This window comes from Methanolobus vulcani (assembly GCF_900100715.1).
Lineage (GTDB): Archaea > Halobacteriota > Methanosarcinia > Methanosarcinales > Methanosarcinaceae > Methanolobus > Methanolobus vulcani.
The window spans coordinates 19,924-38,106 of record NZ_FNCA01000007.1; the positions used below are offsets into that span (position 1 = coordinate 19,924).

Genomic DNA, 18,183 nt, shown 5'->3' on the forward strand with positions numbered 1-18,183 from the left:
AACCTGTTCTCCGCTTTTATCTGATCAGATCAGTTTCAGTAATACTTCATCAGACACAAGGATACCAACGGGATGTTTTGAATTCATGACAATTGCAAGGTATTCCCCGCTGTTTTTCATTTCTGATAATGCAAATGCAACCGAATCCATTGGCTGGAAGGTCTTGATGGGTTTTGCAAGTTCACTGAGTTTTTCTTCCCTGTGCCTGCATTTCATAAGATCTACAATTTCCACCTGTCCCAGAAGTGCATCTTCATCAAATACAAAAGCAGTTTCAAGGTCCCGCTTTGTCATTTCATCAACAGCATCACATGCTTCTGTTTTTGCTTGAAGTACATATTTATCTTCAAAAGGTGACATCAGATCCTTTACCTTAAGAGTATCCATGTGCTTGAATTTTCTTTGATTATCAACAATATCTGCAACAAGTTCGTTTGCAGGATTGAATATGAGTTCCTCCGGAGGACCAACCTGAACGAGTTCTCCCTGGTCCATTATGGCTATCCTGTCACCGAGTACAAGTGCTTCCTCAATATCATGGGTCACAAAAACAATGGTACGGTTGATCTCATTTTTTATTTTCAGGAACTCTTTCTGGAGCTGTTTGCGTAATATAGGGTCCAGTGCACCAAAAGGTTCATCCATTAAGAACAGTGGAGGGTCCATTGCCATGGCCCTTGCAAGACCGACTCTCTGCTGCTGTCCTCCGCTAAGCTGTTTTGGATAGCGGTTCATGAACATATCAGGAGGAAGTGAAACAAATTCCAGCAGCGTTTTCACACGCTCTTCAATTTCTTTTTTGTTCCAGCCTTCAAGTTTGGGAACAAGTCCGATGTTCTCTCCAATTGTCATATGAGGAAACAGGCCAATGTTCTGTATAACATAACCAATATTGCGGCGCAGACGCACAGGGTCAACGTTTTTTGTATCAATCCCGTTGATAGTGACCGAACCTTCATCCTGCTCTATCATGCGGTTGATCATACGTAGAGTTGTGGTTTTTCCGGAACCACTGGGCCCGATAAGGATCAGAAGTTCTCCACCAATTACTTCCAGATCCAGATCTTTTACCGCGAATCCTTCCCCATATTTCTTTGTGATCCCTTTGAGCTGGATAGAATCAATCCTGTCAAACAGTCTTTCTGTTTGCATGTGTGAGTCCCGGTTTAATTTTAATTAGGAATAAATGAGGGAGAATTATCCCTCTATAATACCTTTCTCAACGAGGAAATCATGTGCTATATCCCCTGGTTCCTTCTGATCGATATCGAACTGGTAGTTCAGTTGTCTCATTTCATCGGTGCTGATAGCTCCGTCAAGTTTCTGCATTGCAGTAATAGCATCAGGATTATTCTGTGCAAATTCCTCTGTAACTATCAGGATAGCATCATAAGGTGGCAGTGCGTTCTTATCATCCTCCAGAACTCTCAGGTTGAATACCTCATTTCTGGTATCGGTTGTATATGCTGAGATCGCATCAACTTCATCGTTCTTGATGGCCTCGTACATTACAGTAGCAACAGCCTGTTTATAATCCTTGAAGCCAAAACCGTAAACTTCCTGAATGCGTGGAAGTCCATCTTCTCGGGTAGCAAACTCAGGATCTGTACCGATAGTCATTTCTGCAGCATATGGTTCAAGGTCGCTTATCTTTGTAACATTGTGTTCGGCAGCCCAATCCTCTTTTACGGCAATGGCGTATGCATCCTCAAAACCAAGATTGCTTACTATCATTACTCCGTCCTGCTGCTTGAGACCTTTCTCGGTCATGTTGTAAACGACCTGTCTGTCCCAGTTGTCCAGCTGACTCAGGTTCAGTATCTGGCTGTAAGCAGTGCCTGTATATTCAGCGTAAGTTTGTATCTGGCCTGCTTTCAAAGCCTCAAAATTCACAAATGTTCCACCAAGACCCTGTTTTACATCTGTTTTGTATCCTGCATCTTCAAGGACAAGAGCTGTCATATGGGCAAGGATATATGATTCCTGAAAAAGTTTAGAACCGACAACTACCGTTCCCTTTTCCTGTCCGTTATCAACAGGGGTATCTGTACAACCACTGGCAGCCAGGGCCACAACCAAAACTAAAAGTATCAGAATAGATCTTCTCATTGTTAACCTCCCCGAAAATCGTTTCCTACCGTAACCGTATTACCACAACGACTTCCCTATAAGATAGATTAAGTACACTTTTTATAAAGGTATCTGATTTTCAGGATGTTAATTTTGAAAAAATTCCAATGTCAGATTCTCCTTTTATTGATTGTGATTTTCTCGCATATGTTTTTCATATTCTTCCTTAGTGGGGAATGTCATCTTACAGACTTCACATTCAAACTTATTTCCTTTATTATGTGTATTTGTTTCCATTAATCTTCACCTCCCAATATCTATTAATGTATAATCATCTGGTGAGATCGAGTCAGACAAACGATTTTTGTTTTTCAATATATTTATTTACAGTATCCACAAATTCTGCATGGCTCCATGTCAGAGGAGCTACCGACAAAGGTTCCTCTGTGAAAGGGTGCACCTGTTCAGGCATAATTCCCGTCTCAAGGGAGCAGTCTGCCACCCATTTGATAAGTTCAATTGGTTTTGCAAGACTTTCGGGATCCTTGGCTTTTGCGATGTACCATTTTGCAAGCCATAGAGTGCAAATTACCCACGGATTGCCGGGAATAGTATCACTTTGACGATAGTACTGATCGTTCTCATACCGTGCAAGGCCGCCTTTTTGCTCCACCCACAGTTTTTTCTCCAGATTTATCATTGTACTTTCCACTCTGGGATCATCTGCTAGCAGAACATTGAAATCAAAAACAGTATAGACACTGCTATCAACAGTATTGTCCACTACTTTTTTACCGATGTCACCATCCGTGTAGTTGATCCCTCTCAGGAAAATCTTATTTTCAGAATCATACAGCTCATCGATTATAGCACTCCTTAAACCCAGGTAAGTATCCCTGCAAATAGTACAGGTTTCGTGGTCTTCAAAGAGGTCAGCTAGTTTCTCTCCTGCCGTTAGTCCTGCATAGACAGCGGAAGCAGTGAATGTGAAAACACCCCTTCTTTCTTCCCATAGATCATAGCTTTCACGAGGCAGTTCATTGGGATAGCGGTAACTGTTCATAAAATAGACCGCTTTCTTAATCAAAGGTTCATAGAGTTCCGTTATAAATTCAATATCCTTTGTTGTTTCGTAGTATTGCCAGAGAGCATGGATAACAAGTGCTGTTTCATCTTCCTGAATTGGTAAAGAGGGTTTATCAAATTCTACCCAGGGATGCCAGCTGCTTCCGAGTGTCCTGTCGGGATTGTATTTATGAAGCATACAACCTGGCCACCAGAGTACATCTCTGCAAAAAAGGAAAAAAGGCTTTGTGAATTCAGGATAACCTGCTTTTATCATTGCAACAGCAGTCAGTGCCCCATCTCTGGACCACATATAACTGTATGTGTCCTTGTTAAATTGCATGTTATCGGAATCGTTTGCAGCAAGAATAGCTCCTCCCTTATCGGTTTGTGTTTTTATTGTAAGAAGAGAACGTTTGTATAGTTCAGATATATCACGATCTAGATCAGAGAAGTCTATTGATATTTTGGATAACCATGAAAGATTGTCTTTCTCAGTTTCTTCCAGAATGCTTTGTGGTCCGTTTTCCTTGATGAAACTGTTCAGTTCATATATATCCTGGAAATCCTCACCTGCTATAATGTAATAGTACACGGTTTTTTCCGCATCAGCAGGTATTTCAAAATGAATGCCTATGGTAGAATCAACAGTTCCCTGTGCCACTGGATTTTTGGAAAGTATTCCATCTTCCGCATCTTTAAATGTTCCCTGTAGACCCTTGTATTCTGCCTGTCCGATGGCAAAATCGTCAATATCGCTTGTAATATCTTCGCTTCTGTTCGATTTCAGTGCTCCTATGAGAAAGTATCTCGAATTCTTATAATGTACAATTACATTGTGATTCATCTGGTAGATCGCTGTATCTCCGATGCCGTTTCCATAAAGGTGGAAATCCTGGTTGAAAAAAAGGCGTATTTCCCTTTGATAGTCCCGTATATTTTTTATGATTACTTTACGCAGGAATATATTATGTTCAAAATGAACACACTCTTCAAGTAAAATCTCAATTCCAATATCCCGATTTATGGCATGGTTTTCTGATATAAGTGTGCTTTTACGGTAGGCAAGTTTTCTTTCCCATCCGGGCTCATTTATCCATGAAAGGTTCCCGTCAACATATACTCCGATCCTCTGTGCATGCCCTGATAAGTGATTTTCCTGTCCGACATAGGGAAAATATATGTCCCTGACCTGTAACCATTTGTCAATGTTTACAAGAAGAGACTGGTTTCCAAGAACTATATGCCGTGTCATGCTAAATCACTTCCAAATCAATTGCCATTGTTATTTCCTCCCGATTTTGTCCAAAACAATTTCGGATATTAATGTTCTATGGAAATTGCTGGTCATTTTAACATGTAGTTTAAATCATATGCTACGCTTGGATATGAGAAAACCATTGACTTTAACTGAGTTGCTGTCAGGCCATATCTCATGGCCATTGCAAAAAGATTGATAACCTCTTCTGAATTTGGTGCAAGCAAATGCGCTCCAAGTATAAGATCGCTGGACTCATCTATTATTACTTTGGAGGCAGCATATCCTGAATTTATCCTTCTGGAAGAATACCACTGGCTCATGTCATAGAAAAGTACCTTCTGATCCTCTGATAGCTCATTTTCGGTGATACCAACACTTGAAAGTGGAGGTATCGTGAAAACTGTAGATGGTATGACCGTGTAGTCAGCCCTTTCTTTGTTACCTTCAAGTATATTCGTAGCAGCAATATCTGCCTGCAGACTCACAACAGGAGTAAGGGCAGGACCCGGGCGTATGCAGTCACCTGCTGCATATACTCTGGGATTGGAAACGCTCTGGAAATATTCGTTAAGGGCTATGTTTCCTTTTTCAAGGGCAACATTTCCTTTCTCAAGTTCCAGCTCTTCTATGGCCGGAACTCTTCCAAGACCATGAACGACCATATCTGCAAAGAAAGTCTCCTCTTTTTCACTGTCCTTACAGCAGGTTGTTACCTTAAAGCCATCAGATGTCTTCTCTATATTTTTGAGCTCTTTACCTGTGACCACATTGATGCCTGCATCTTCGGAAGCTTTGACAAGCATGTCCACAAGATCGGCATCGAACATTTTCAGGACCCTGTCTCCTCTTTGCAATATGGTCACATCACATCCGGCTCTTGCTGCGATATGAGCGAATTCAAAGGAAATGTAACCTCCACCGGCAAAAATGATCTTCTTCGGAAGTTTTTCGAGTTCCATGAACTCTTCACTTGTTACAAGATATTCCTCACCCGGGATGTTCAGTCTGCGAGGTTTTGAACCGGTTGTGATAATTATGTATCTGGAAGTGATCTTTTTTTCTCCCACGGACAAAGTGGATTCATCTTCAAAATGTACGGTTCCGTGGAAAGTATCGATTCCGGCATCAATGTATCCTTTTTCACTTTGCTGAGGATGCGCCTCTGTGAAAGTTCTTTTGTAATCTACAAGTGATGACCAGTCAATGAAAATTTTATTGCCTTTAATACCCTTATCAAGCATTCTGTTGTGTTCATCAACTATATTGGACACACCTGCAAGTACTTTCTTTGGAATACATCCTCTTAAGGCACAGGTCCCACCATATTCTCTGTTATCGGCGATTCCTACTTTCCATCCGGCAGCATTCAATTTATATGCAAACGTTGTCCCGGCAGCCCCAGTGCCGATCACAAAAGCATCATATTCTTCTTTCATCGAGATCTCCCCATATTCGATATTTTAAATATGTGGATCTCATATGTTAAATTTAACTTATATTTCGCAGAAATTATGTTTCAATTTCTCTGTAAGCTTTATGTTCTCAGAATAATCCACAGGAACATCCAGAAGCCAGACACCGCCTGCTTCAAGAGCCGCGGCAAGTTTTGGTTTTAAATCTTCGGCATTTTCAAGCCTGACACCTTTTGCACCAAAACTCTCAGCAAGCTTAACAAAATCAGGATTTGTGAAATCAATTCCCATGGTCTCATTGAAGGCTTTTCTCTCATGCCACTCGATGAGTCCGTATTTTGAGTCATCAAAAATGACAACAACAAAATTGCATCCAAGTCTTACAGCAGTTTCAAGGTCCTGAAGGTTCATAAGGAAACCACCGTCCCCTGCAATTGCCACGACCTTCTTTTCAGGTTTGATCATACTTGCTGCAATGGCACTTGGCAGTGCAAATCCCATGGTTGCAAGTCCATTGGAAATGAAAACCGTATTTGGTTCGTATGCAGGGAAGAGTCTCCCTATCCATAATTTATGGGCACCAACATCGCTGATGAGTATATCTCCACGGTCCATTGTATCTCTTACATCGGAGAGTATCTTCTGTGGTTTCATAGGAAAAGACATGTCTTCAGCATAATCCTCAATTTCAGCCTTCATTCTGGCACGGACCTTCTGGAACCTTTCATGCATTTCCTTTTCAAAATCACATTGCTGCCTGAGACTGAAAAGCGTCTGCCTGATGCTTCCGACAAGAAGTATTTCAGGAATGTAGGTCTCATCAACTTCCGGATGGTCGGTATGAATGTGAATTATCTTCTTTGATTTGTCAGGGTTCCAGAATTTTGGTGTGTATTCAACGTAATCAAAACCAACACATATTACAAGGTCTGCCATTTCAAAACCACACATTATGTGGTCGTGGTCCTTGATTCCCATCGAACCGAGATAGTGAGGATCATCGGCAGGTATTGCACCTTTTCCCATGAATGTTGTAACAACGGGAAGTCCTGAGAACTGGACAAGTCTGCTGAGTTCACTGGCTGCATCCTCTCTGAAAATTCCATTACCAGCAAGGATTATTGGCATTGAACTTTCTTTGATCATCTTTGCAGCTTTCTTAAGCTCACTTTCATCAAGAAGACTAATATGAGGATAGTGCTTCTTTGATATTGGTTCCTTTGATGTCTCTTCTTTTGCAACGTCTTCAGGGAGCTCAATATGAGTGGCTCCTGGTCTGTCCGCTGCAATATCAAAAGCCTTGTGAACGATCTCTGGAATGAAATCAGGTCTTGTGACTTTGGAGTTCCATGTTGTGAATTGTTTGAAAGCTGTGACAATATCGATATACTGATGCGATTCTTTGTGTGTTTTCTCAAGGGCGGACTGTCCGGTAATTGCTACAAGTGGCGCCCTGTCAAGCTGGGCATCTGCAATACCGGTAATAAGATTTGTGGCTCCCGGTCCCAGTGTTGCAAGACACACTCCTGGTTTGTGTGTGAGCCTTCCATACATGTCTGCCATAAAAGCAGCGCTCTGCTCATGTCTTGTCGGGATGAATTTTATCTTTGATTTTCTGAGTGATTCGGTAAGGTCTATTGTTTCCTCTCCCGGAACTCCGAATATGTATTCTACTCCCTCATTTTCAAGACATTTCACAAAAAGATCGCTTGCTTTCATTTTTAATACACCTTCATGGATTTCACGTTCATAAATTCCAGCATCCCGTGGCGGTACATCTCTCTGCCGATACCGCTTTTTTTCATTCCGCCAAAGGGAAGCCTTGGGTCAGATGACACAATGTTATTGATAGTTATGACACCGGCTTCGATGTGTTTTGTCATCCTCATAGCTTTCTGTTTATCCTTGCTCCAGATGCTGGCTCCAAGCCCGAATTCAGTGTTGTTGGCTATTTTAATAGCGTCTTCCTCATTATTGAAAGTTATTATAGGTGCAACAGGGCCAAAGGTTTCTTCTACAACAACAGGGGCCTTCTCGCTGACATTGCTGAGGACACTGGGTTTGTAAAAATATCCCTCATCGTCTGTTTTGCCACCTTCAAGAATGGCTTTTGCACCATTATTTTTGCTAAGTAGTATTTGCTCTTCCAGGATGTTGCGTTGTTTTTCACCTGCCATAGGTCCCATATCAGTAGCATTGTCCATTGGATCTCCGATTTTGAGATCTCTTACGTGTTCTGTAAATTTCTCTGTGAAATCTGCAGCAATTTTCTCATCAACAAGTAAACGTTTGGCTGCAATACAACTTTGTCCACAGTTCTGAAATCTGGCAATAACTGCCGCTTTAGCAACTTTATCGACATCTGCATCTTCTAGCACTATCAGAGGATCGCTGCCACCAAGTTCAAGGATGAATTTCTTGATGCTTTTTCCTGCGGCTCCTGCTACTCTTTCTCCTCCTGGACGGCTGCCAGCAAAAGAAACAGCATTTATCTCATCCCTTGAGATCAGTGAAGATGCGGTATTGCCATCTATCAGGAGTGTCTGGAAAACTCCTTCAGGAAATCCCGCCTCAATGAAAATATTCTCTATTTCAAGAGCACACATGGGAACATTACTGGCATGCTTCAGCAGCACAGTATTTCCACCAGCAACAGCTGGAATACCAAATCTTAATGCCTGCCAGAATGGAAAATCCCAGGGCATGATACTGAGTATAACACCTGAAGGTTCGTAGACGTACCCGGATATTTCAGCATCAGTTTCCACAAATTCGGATGCAAGAAAGCTTTCAGCGTTCTTCGCAAAATAATCACATGTCCATGCACACTTTTCAATTTCTGACAGTGATTCCCTGATAGGTTTGCCCATTTCTTTTGTAATGAGCTCTGCAAGCTCTTCTTTTCTGTCTCTGAGAACCTCACCTACACATTCGATAGAAAAAGTTCTTTCACAGAGAGGTTCGTTTTTCCATTGAGCAAATGCTTTTCGGGAATCTCCTATCTTTTGATTCACAACCTGCTGAGAATAGAGGTCAAATTCTTCGTTCAATTCCCCTGTTGCAGGATTAACAGACTTAATTTTCCCCAATTGGAATTCCTCTCACTTATTATTGCAATAAAGGCTTTTACAAGCCAGATTCAATCTTTTATATAATAGTTGGCATGATATATAATTGCTTAGCAAGCCTTTAACCTTCCACGGAATCTAATGTCATCTATAGATTTCACTGAGACAAGGACTTTAAAAGATTAACACAATCTTATGACTGTGAGTAAATCTTTGTTTCTTTCATTTTTCTTTTTTACAACAATGTTCTAATTATGCATCTTCGGGTTATGTGGAGAAAGGGAAATGAGTGGTATTGAAATTGTAGAGCTCACGCCGAATAACATTTCTGAATATAGTGCGTGCGGTTACTTATAATAAAAGAAAAATGAGGCTTAAAGTCTCTTTACATAATCTTAACAGACTTGATATTCATAAACTCAAGGAACCCGTGCTTTGAAAGCTCTCTGCCCATTCCGCTTTTCTTAACTCCGCCAAATGGCAGGCATGCCTGCGGTGTGCAGAATGAGTTCACTCCAACCATTCCGGTTTCAAGCTCTGATGCAACTCTCATAGCCCTGTCACGTTCCTGGCTCCAGACACTGGCACCAAGTCCGAACTCTGAATCATTTGCAAGTTCGATGGCTTCTTCTTCGGTTTTTACAGTAATAATCGGTGCCACAGGTCCGAAAGTCTCCTCTGTCATGACTTTCATGTCTCTTGTAACTCCACTGAGAACAGTTGGAGAATACATGAATCCCTGACTTGCCATTCTTCCACCAGGTACGAGAGGTTGTGCACCTTTTGATATTGCGTCCTTTACCTGATCTTCAAGTACAAGCATCTGCTCATTCCTGACCATTGGACCAATATCTGTTTCAGGGTCCATTGGGTCGCCAATTTGCAGATTAAGAGTTCCTTCAACGAATTTTTCCGTGAACTCTTCAGCAAGCTCTTCCATAACTATGAAACGCTTGGCTGCAATACATGTCTGCCCGGTGTTGATGAAGCGGCTTGGAACTCCAACTTTTGCTGCCATATCGACATTTGCATCATCAAGAATTATGAACGGGTCACTTCCACCAAGTTCCAGCACGAATTTCTTCATATTATGGGCTGCAAGCTCAGCAACTTTCTGTCCGGCATCGTATCCTCCGGTAAAAGACACGGCTTTCACCTCATCCCGTGAAATAAGTGAGGATGCGTTCTTTCCATCAACTATCATTGTCTGGAAGACACCTTCAGGAAATCCGGCTTCAAGGAAAATATTCTCTATCTCAAGTGCACACAGGGGTACATAACTGGAATGTTTGAGCAGCATTACATTTCCACCAGCCAGCACATGTGCTGCTGCACTGAGAACCTGCCAGAACGGGAAGTTCCATGGTTTTATCGCAAGCACAGTTCCCATTGGTTCGTAATGGATCATCTGGTCACATGCACCTTCTTCCGCAGGCTCAGGTTCAAGCATCTTCTCTGCGTTGTCAGCAAAGTAATCGAACATAGCGGCACATTTTGCAACCTCAGGAACAGCCTGCTTCATGACCTTCCCCATCTCAGTAGTGATGAGTTTTCCATATTTGCCCTTATTTTTTCTCAGTATCTCAGCAAAGTTCTTCAGAAGCTCATTACGCTCTGAGACATCAGTTCTTTTCCATTCCCTGAACGTTTCAGCAGATTTCTTGAGCATCCGACTCACCTGTTCATCGGTATGCATTTCAACTTCGCTGATAACTTTTCCTGTTGTGGGGTTAATGGATGAGATTGTGGTCATGGTAAATCCTCTGATGTTATTAGATTGAAATCTTACATATTTGCTATTGTTGAATGCAATTAAGAATAGATCTATTTTTAATATAATCCTCCGTTTATTTCTCATACGTAAAAATATCTTCAATGGTACATTCAAAGAAGAATGCAAGCCTGAAAGCCAGTTCCAGACTTGGATCGTACTTTTCCCTTTCAATAGCATTAATAGTCTGTCTGGTAACACTAAGTTTTTTTGCTAATTCTTCCTGTGTCAGATTATTTTTAGCGCGCCAGACCTTCATGTTATTTTTCATTTTTTCCTCAAATTACATTTTATTCCTATACCAATAAAAGGACCCAATATAAGCTATTCCGCTAGCTGCGAAGAGAACTCCTATTACAGACTGTGCTGTTAGTTGAATATCGGAGATTCCAAGAATGAAAAATAAAAACCCCTGAAGTATAAATATTATCTGAAATGACCTATAGCTTGCTTTTTCTGCAATTCTGTAGTCTCTTTCATCTTCTGTTATTATTCCTTTCTTTTTATAATGGCGATTTCTCAGTGAAGTTAATATGAGCACAACCCCTGCACCAATAAGTCCTCCACCTGGATCTTCAGTATTTGAAACCCAAGCAGGCTCGTAAATCTTAATGTAAATCCCGAATCCTGATAAAACCAGTCCTGCTATTAATAATATGATTTCCTGATTTTTCATATTGATCGCTATGTAAAACATACTTTACATAATGTATAAATATCTATTCTTTAAGACAACTCAATCTGACATAATCCTCTGAGTTTAATTGCAATATTTGCACGATGATTCCAGAGAACACAGATTACATCTACATGGTTAAAGTGTCTGCGCAAGATCAAAAGAGTTGCCTTATGTGGGAAAAGTTGGTTGTTATAAGTATCTGAGGACAATACATTTCTTCCCCATAAGGCAGTAATGAATGATATGTCTGATAGAGGTTGGTGTAGACCACAGATAGTTGGTTGGTTGGTTGGTTGGTATTATCCATGTTATAATCCCTCTATCAGACTAAATTGAAGCATATTGATCATATAACCCCGTACCACCTGGTTTTGTTATATGATCAATATACACTAAACCCACTCCCCATGTGTTTAGTCCCATACTCCATTTCCTTTCTATGTTTGCAAGTTATATCAATTAATTTCATTTTTATTAATTATGGCGTATGAAATAACAACGACGTTATTTTGTTTAACGGTGTTAACACAAGATCTGAAAAATAGTATCTATTAATTTGCTGGTTAATTCTTACATCATAGCTATCTGTACAACACTCAAATACTTCTTCATAATTGTATAAGCTATGGACTTGCCAATCCATAATTTTCCCTGTTGCATCCTTCTCATTTTACTCATTTCTCCTAAGATCTGTAAAGCTTCAAGAGCTATGGGGTCATTGAGATAACAACTGTCAGGAACCCTGTTATCTGAAAAAAAGATGATGGGTATCTTTAGGTTCCTTTGCAGGTCGGTTGGCAGTTTATTTCCCAGTTCTTCCAGTATATCTTTATCAAAGACATGTTCATCTCCTGCTTTTGTTCTGGATACAGGTCTTTCTTCCGTTAGTAACTGGGCAAGGCTCTTACGTTCGGAAACAAGTCCATCATTTAGTTTTCCTACTTCAATTCTCATCCAGCGTGTCAGGATGGAGTCATCAGAAACTGGGATTCTGCCAGACATGATCTTCAATAATTCTATGTGACTTTTAGTTAAAATCGGTTTTGAGTATTTTTATTTGCATATGCAGCCGGGAAATAATTTAAAGCTGTAATTTCTAAAGAATATAATAATCTTATTTACAAATTCATCATAGGAATCAAAATGCCTGAAATATCAGAAGTATTCGAAACGTCCATCCAAAAAGTCAAAGCTGCTGTTCTTCAGGCTTTTGAAAATGAGGATGTTAAAATATTCCTGTTCGGTTCAAGAGCAAAGGGAAATGCTCACAGTACATCCGATATTGATATTGGAATCCTTCCATCAGGCTTTTTTGACAGAAAAAAGCTAACTGCCTTGAGAGCAGAATTAGAAGAGATGAACATTCCCTATACTGTGGATCTTGTAGACCTTTCCACAGTTTCAGAGGATTTCAGGCAGCAGGTGCTTAATGAGGGAGAAGTATGGAAAGGGAAAGGCAGCACAAACTGGAAATGAAAGCAAAGGTTGCAAAAAGAGCTCTTGAAACTCTTCAGGAAATCATGGATGAACCATATTCCGTAATAATCAGGGACGCTGCTATCCAGCGTTTTGAATACACTTTTGAAGCCATCTGGAAACTTGTAAAAGAATACCTTCTGGAAAGAGAAGGAGTCATATGCAATTCTCCAAAGTCATGCTTCCGTGAAGCTTTCAAAATGCATCTTATAAATGAAAATGAAAGTATGCAGGCATTATACATGACCGATGACAGGAACATGACAACTCACACATACCATGAGGATGTTGCAGAAGAAATATACAAGGAACTTTCAGGGTACTATACTCTCATGAACAAGATATACACAAGCATAGTTACAGAATGCTTGTAATCTAAATTTCATTTTTGTTTGTTTTTATCTTATTTTTCAAATCTCAAACCTATATTCATATGAGTTCATCAAGATGGTCAAACCTGAGTTTATAATAAGTTCCTCTTCCGGTTCTTCCAACCTGTATGAAGATTTTTTTCTGAACCAGATCCTGTAGGTCACGTTTTGAGGTTGAAACACTCAGATTACACAATTTCTGGTGTTCCTTATTAGTGATCTTCCCCATTTCACGGGCAAACCTGATAGCTTCCAGCTGGCGGTCTTTCAGTCCTGTCTGGATATATTTTCCAACGGTTCCGTAATCACGACTGATGTTCAGTACGGCATTCTCAACCCTTGATACCTTAAGAGCAAGTCCGTAGAGATAATACTCCAACCATTCATTGATGTCAGGTTTACAATCGCTCCTTCCTTCAAGTTTTTCAAAAAAGTCTCTTTTTCTCTGGTTAAAGAACTCCTCTATGGTGAACAGCTTCTTTGCTTCTCTGAAATTCTGAGAAAGCATATAAGATGAAATATTTGTGGCAATGGTACAGCTTCCTTTTTCAAAAGGATGCATCCGGTAAAGTTCAAAAAGGACAATACCCGCTTTCAGTGTTGGGAGTATGTCCTCAGATTCTTCTCCGTATGCCCACTCCAGAAGGTCCCTGATGCAATATCTCACTCTCTCCGGTTCCATGAAACCTTCTGCAATAGTGGTACGATACTTTCCTATCTCGTCATCAGGAGCCATATCTCTCATGGCTATCCTGTGGAGTGCGAATATCGTATCCTCGGTAATTTCTTCATCTTCCATTTCCTGCAGGTATTGATTTAGTTCCAGGAAGTTCAATACCTGTTTTTTATCACTCTCATCTCCAAAAATATCCTGTCCGTTTACCAGTTTTGTAACCTGCCTGATGGAAAGTCCGTTTTCTTCAAGACTTGTGGCATGATATGTGAGTCTGAAAAGATTGTTGATCTGCAGTCTTCTTTCCCATGCAGGAGGTACATGTGTGTTGAGAATTATCTCTCTTGCTGCATGTATTCGTGCTAGTAACCGCACTATTCTGTCGTTATACTGGAAATCAGGCTGGTACATGCTTCATGTCTCCGTTTTTTACCATTGATTGACTGGCTAAATATAAATTCTTTGACTACGACTTATAAATATGAATGCTATGGAAGACCTGAATACTACAGCAGAGAAGATAAAGACGATGGAGATCAGGGGTGCCGGAAGAATTGCAGTTGCAGCTTCTGCAGCACTCAGGGCTTATGTAATGTCACTGAAATCATTACCTATGAGTGAGTTCAACGTCAAACTTGAAGAAGCTGCAAAGATACTTGTTGATACCAGACCTACAGCAGTCTCTCTCCCAAATGCAGTTGCCCTTACAAAAAGGCACAGCGCAACCAATGTTTATGATGCAATTGATGAGATCACAAAGAACGCCGAGAAGTTCATAACAAATGCAGAGCAGGCACTTGGTAAAATTGGGAAGATAGGTGCTGAGCGTATCCATGACGGCGATGTCATTATGACACACTGCAATTCCCATGCAGCACTCTCAATCATCAAAAAAGCCTTTGATCAGGGAAAGGATATATCGGTCATAGCCACCGAATCGAGGCCCAGAAGACAGGGCTTTATTACAATCCGGGAACTGAATGATTATGGAATTCCTACAACTCTTATCGTTGACTCGGCTGTAAGGCTGACCATGAAGGAAGTTGACCTTGTTGTTGTCGGTGCAGATTCTATTTCCGTTAACGGTGCTCTCATAAATAAAATAGGTACATCACAGCTTGCAATGGCAGCTCAGGAAGCCCGCAGGAATGTGATTGTGGCTGCAGAGACCTATAAATTCAGTCCCAGAACTCTTCTTGGAGAGATGGTTGAAATTGAGGACCGTGCAAGTGATGAAGTAATTGATTCTGAAATCCTCAAAGAGCTCCCAAATGTCAAAGTAAAAAATCCTGCTTTTGATGTAACTCCGGCAGAATATATTGACCTCATAATCACTGAAGTCGGTGCTTTCCCACCTGCGATGGCTTTCACAATTCTCAGGGATTATCTGGGTCTTGAAATGCAAATCTGAGAATCTAAGCTTTAAAAACCATTCTGGTTCTAATTACAAGTTTCTGGAAAGTCTCAGTCTTTCCAGTTCCACCATTTTAGAAGTTCAGGGTCATGATCTTCATTGGATGCAAAATAAACCGCTTCTCTGAAAACATAGAGCACGCACCTGTCTAAATGCATCCCCTGAAAATCACATAATTGCTGGTAGAGTTCCTCCGGGTCTCTGTTCTTAAGGTTAGAAACACTGCGGATACCGAGATTCCACAGGTCGTTAGCTATCTTTTTCCCAACACCGGGAATTACTATTAGTTCTTTTGTAATGGCTTTATAGTTTTCAATTTCATTTCTGGAATCCGCATTTTTTGCTTTCATCGTGGCTTCCTCAAATATCACTTTTTACCCACTGTCGCAACATAAATAACAAACTCGTTATCGCCATCAATTCCCATTGCAGGATTTATCTCTTCATCAAGGAATGCTGCAATGGCACAAACTCCGCAGCCCACGGATTCCGCACTTAGGTAGAGGTTCTGGCACACGTGACCGGCATCAAGATGCAGGTACCTGTAACCTCTCTGTCCATATCTCCATGTCATCCTGTAGGGAACCGCTGTCCAGATAAAAGTTACAGCACTGCTGGTGACAAAAGGCTGGTCGAGGCATCCACGTCTGATATTTGTGGCAATATCCTTTTCAGTGTTTATTTCTACAAGCTTGTGTTCAATTGGAAGGAACCTGTAAAGACCCTTTTCAAGTCCTTTGACATTGTTTGCGAGAATGTAGGTTTCCAGAGCGTGTCTCGCTCCCGCTGACGGGACTGTCCTGAAAGTAGCTTCATTCCTGACAACTTCCTTCACTCCCTGAGTACACCAGAGCAAATAGGAAAGCTCTTCCAGTGAAAGCGGCTCAGAACTGTAATTTCTGACACTTGTTCTCTTTTCAATAGCTTTTCTGAGATTGATGTCTTCAATTTCAATTTCTCCTGGCCAAGGAAGACCAATTATTTTGTCCTTCTCTTCTGTTCCAAGTTCCAGATCAGGGTTAGGATATCCCATTGACTGATCTGATTTGTCAAGATACCGGTACTGTGTTTTTTCCATGAATTCTTTCCCAATTTTCCCCAAGATACTATCCTCCCACTGTTCTCATACTAACTATCTACCCGTTCTTTATACATTTTGCTTTTATAACTACAAAGGAACCTCTTCCAAATCCTTCCTCTGCCTCTTCGGGCCGCTGAATTTGATTCAGGGGCTTGAAAAGTGTCTGCATGACAGTTATATCACCGAACCCGTGTTCTTTCAACATTGATATTATATTCTCTGTAGTACGAAAAACAACATTTCTGTAGAATCTGCTTTTTGATGCTTTTTTACGGTACTTCTCACCCAGAATACCGTTCTTTTCGACAAAAGCGATAATAAAGTATCCTTCAGTACTCAGGATTCGATGCACTTCTTCCAGTGTCATGTTTGCATCCATTAAACAGAAACTTGTAACTATCAGTGCAAGTCCCATGGATGAACTTTTAACAGGAAGCCATTCTGAAACTCCTTTTATACATCTTACTCCTCTGGATGCTGAAATTTCCAGCATACTGACAGAAGGATCGATTCCGTAGTTGATCCCCAGTTTCGACGCAAATCTACCTGTACCAACTCCTATCTCAATACTGTTTTTTCCAGAACAGGATGGCATCAGTTTTTGAATGGCTTCAATTTCAGAAGCGTAAACAGCCGAATTCCTGTCGTACCAGCTATCATAGTTCTTAGCATGGATGTCATAAACGGTTTTTTTCATGCCCACCATTCCCATACAGGATTCTCTAAAAGAAACTATAAAAGCTTTGATATCTCTTTGAAATATATGAAAGTTAGATGTGAGTGGGCTGAAGCCAACGAACATGAAATTGCATATCACGATACGGAATGGGGAGTTCCTGAGCATGATGACCGAAGGCTCTTTGAGTTTCTGATACTAGAGGGCGCACAGGCAGGACTTAGCTGGGACACCATCCTGAAAAGAAGAGGGAATTACAGGAAAGCCTTCGATGATTTTGACTACAACAAAGTCGCTGCTTACGATGAAGAGAAAATTGCCGAACTTTTGCAGGACCCCGGGATCATCAGAAACAAACTGAAAGTGCGTTCTGCTGTCAATAATGCAAAATCATTCATTGAAACTAGGAATGAGTTCGGTTCATTTGATTCTTATCTCAGAACATTCCTTCCTGATGAAAAACCAATACAGAACTCATGGAAATCCATGCAGGATATTCCTGCAAAAACCGAGCTTTCAGAAAAGATAAGTAAGGACATGAAAAAGAGAGGATTTAATTTTGTGGGTCCTACGATAATCTATGCTTTCATGCAGGCTGTGGGAATGGTAAATGACCATGTGGTGGATTGCTTCAGGTATGAAGAATGCCGGAAAATGCAGTGATCATTCTTTTTGCTTTCCTGGCTTTCTTTTCTGGTACCTGTAAATAAATATAGCAATTGCAGGCAGGAAAGAAACTGCACATAGTGCGTATATTGTACCGGAATTCATGATCCATAATAGCGGATTGGCTGACATAGGCCAGAGTGGAGTTATGTCGGTGTACAGAGGAGAATCCAGTAGTACATGACTCCATGTTCCTATAATTGAACCCAGTATGATTGAATTTAAAGAGTAACTCTGTTCGATTCTCAATTTTTCAGTTATCTTCTGCAACCCTCTTCTTTGCGAAAAAATGACCCATGCAAGTATTAATCCTACAATAGTTGCAGCCAGGAAAGTATGAAACGGTCCATGCAAAGACCGACAGCCCGTAAAAAGACAGTAAGTTGCACGTACATCAATTATGATACTGCCAAGCAAAATAGAAAAAAGGTTGACCTTTTTCTCGAAGAGTTCTCCGAGGAGAAAGGCCGGTCCTAAATGAAAAGGTGTGAAGGGCATTC

Annotated in this window: 19 protein-coding genes; 4 read left to right on the plus strand and 15 right to left on the minus strand. The window is 40.8% G+C overall.

Annotation, left to right across the window (positions count from 1 at the left end; genetic code table 11):
* Window positions 1–24: 24 nt before the first annotated feature.
* The 10 genes from BLP52_RS10400 to BLP52_RS10450 form a co-directional block, all read right to left on the minus strand.
* A complete protein-coding gene (locus tag BLP52_RS10400; protein ID WP_091710424.1) occupies window positions 25–1,152 on the minus strand; it encodes an ABC transporter ATP-binding protein in 1,128 nt (375 codons plus the stop codon).
* 45 nt (window positions 1,153–1,197) lie between these two features.
* Window positions 1,198–2,109, minus strand: coding sequence for a glycine betaine ABC transporter substrate-binding protein (locus BLP52_RS10405; protein ID WP_091710425.1), 912 nt, complete (start codon window positions 2,107–2,109; stop codon window positions 1,198–1,200).
* 310 nt (window positions 2,110–2,419) lie between these two features.
* A complete protein-coding gene (locus BLP52_RS10415) occupies window positions 2,420–4,390 on the minus strand; it encodes a glycoside hydrolase family 15 protein (RefSeq protein WP_091710427.1) in 1,971 nt (656 codons plus the stop codon).
* Window positions 4,391–4,482: 92 nt separating this feature from the next.
* On the minus strand, window positions 4,483–5,832 hold the full coding sequence (locus BLP52_RS10420; RefSeq protein WP_091710428.1) for a dihydrolipoyl dehydrogenase family protein: 1,350 nt from the start codon (window positions 5,830–5,832) through the stop codon (window positions 4,483–4,485).
* A 57-nt stretch (window positions 5,833–5,889) separates the two neighbouring features.
* On the minus strand, window positions 5,890–7,527 hold the full coding sequence (locus BLP52_RS10425) for an acetolactate synthase large subunit (protein ID WP_091710429.1): 1,638 nt from the start codon (window positions 7,525–7,527) through the stop codon (window positions 5,890–5,892).
* A gap of 2 nt (window positions 7,528–7,529) precedes the next feature.
* Complete coding sequence (locus tag BLP52_RS10430; protein WP_091710430.1) at window positions 7,530–8,897, minus strand: NAD-dependent succinate-semialdehyde dehydrogenase; 1,368 nt, start codon at window positions 8,895–8,897, stop codon at window positions 7,530–7,532.
* A 364-nt stretch (window positions 8,898–9,261) separates the two neighbouring features.
* Window positions 9,262–10,629, minus strand: coding sequence for an NAD-dependent succinate-semialdehyde dehydrogenase (locus BLP52_RS10435; RefSeq protein ID WP_091710431.1), 1,368 nt, complete (start codon window positions 10,627–10,629; stop codon window positions 9,262–9,264).
* Between the two features lie 94 nt (window positions 10,630–10,723).
* A complete protein-coding gene (locus BLP52_RS10440) occupies window positions 10,724–10,918 on the minus strand; it encodes a helix-turn-helix transcriptional regulator (RefSeq protein WP_091710432.1) in 195 nt (64 codons plus the stop codon).
* A 12-nt stretch (window positions 10,919–10,930) separates the two neighbouring features.
* Window positions 10,931–11,323: a DUF2178 domain-containing protein gene (locus BLP52_RS10445; RefSeq protein ID WP_162272972.1), complete on the minus strand. Its 393-nt coding sequence runs from the start codon at window positions 11,321–11,323 to the stop codon at window positions 10,931–10,933.
* Window positions 11,324–11,896: 573 nt separating this feature from the next.
* Complete coding sequence (locus tag BLP52_RS10450) at window positions 11,897–12,328, minus strand: DUF61 family protein (RefSeq protein ID WP_091710434.1); 432 nt, start codon at window positions 12,326–12,328, stop codon at window positions 11,897–11,899.
* 141 nt (window positions 12,329–12,469) lie between these two features.
* Here BLP52_RS10450 and mntA point away from each other — a divergent pair, with 141 nt between their 5' ends.
* Both mntA and BLP52_RS10460 read left to right on the plus strand, forming a co-directional pair.
* Entirely contained in the window at window positions 12,470–12,802 is a 333-nt protein-coding gene (gene mntA, locus BLP52_RS10455; RefSeq protein ID WP_091710435.1) for a type VII toxin-antitoxin system MntA family adenylyltransferase antitoxin, read from the plus strand.
* Window positions 12,769–13,176: an HI0074 family nucleotidyltransferase substrate-binding subunit gene (locus BLP52_RS10460; protein WP_091710436.1), complete on the plus strand. Its 408-nt coding sequence runs from the start codon at window positions 12,769–12,771 to the stop codon at window positions 13,174–13,176. The genes mntA and BLP52_RS10460 overlap by 34 nt, the downstream gene beginning before the upstream one ends.
* 55 nt (window positions 13,177–13,231) lie before the next feature.
* Here BLP52_RS10460 and BLP52_RS10465 read toward each other — a convergent pair whose 3' ends face one another.
* Window positions 13,232–14,257 (minus strand): Fic family protein, encoded by a 1,026-nt coding sequence (locus tag BLP52_RS10465; protein WP_091710437.1) that lies wholly within the window; start codon window positions 14,255–14,257, stop codon window positions 13,232–13,234.
* A 79-nt stretch (window positions 14,258–14,336) separates the two neighbouring features.
* Between BLP52_RS10465 and BLP52_RS10470 the strand changes: the two genes are divergently transcribed.
* The gene (locus tag BLP52_RS10470) at window positions 14,337–15,257 is read left to right on the plus strand and encodes a ribose 1,5-bisphosphate isomerase (RefSeq protein WP_091710524.1); all 921 of its coding nucleotides are present in this window, start codon (window positions 14,337–14,339) and stop codon (window positions 15,255–15,257) included.
* A 53-nt stretch (window positions 15,258–15,310) separates the two neighbouring features.
* On the opposite strand, the gene BLP52_RS10475 is transcribed toward BLP52_RS10470, so the two are convergent.
* From BLP52_RS10475 to BLP52_RS10485, 3 genes are read right to left on the minus strand one after another with little or no spacing between them, the layout of a single operon-like run.
* Window positions 15,311–15,610 carry a helix-hairpin-helix domain-containing protein gene (locus BLP52_RS10475; protein ID WP_091710438.1) on the minus strand — a complete coding sequence of 100 codons (300 nt, stop codon included), beginning with the start codon at window positions 15,608–15,610 and terminating at the stop codon, window positions 15,311–15,313.
* 17 nt (window positions 15,611–15,627) lie between these two features.
* A complete protein-coding gene (locus BLP52_RS10480) occupies window positions 15,628–16,362 on the minus strand; it encodes a SagB/ThcOx family dehydrogenase (RefSeq protein WP_238380798.1) in 735 nt (244 codons plus the stop codon).
* A 34-nt stretch (window positions 16,363–16,396) separates the two neighbouring features.
* The gene (locus BLP52_RS10485; protein ID WP_162272973.1) at window positions 16,397–17,038 is read right to left on the minus strand and encodes a class I SAM-dependent methyltransferase; all 642 of its coding nucleotides are present in this window, start codon (window positions 17,036–17,038) and stop codon (window positions 16,397–16,399) included.
* 66 nt (window positions 17,039–17,104) lie between these two features.
* Between BLP52_RS10485 and BLP52_RS10490 the strand changes: the two genes are divergently transcribed.
* Window positions 17,105–17,680 (plus strand): DNA-3-methyladenine glycosylase I, encoded by a 576-nt coding sequence (locus tag BLP52_RS10490; protein WP_091710441.1) that lies wholly within the window; start codon window positions 17,105–17,107, stop codon window positions 17,678–17,680.
* On the opposite strand, the gene BLP52_RS10495 is transcribed toward BLP52_RS10490, so the two are convergent.
* Window positions 17,681–18,181, minus strand: a complete 501-nt coding sequence (locus tag BLP52_RS10495) for a metal-dependent hydrolase (protein WP_091710442.1) — start codon at window positions 18,179–18,181, stop codon at window positions 17,681–17,683.
* Window positions 18,182–18,183: the final 2 nt, after the last annotated feature.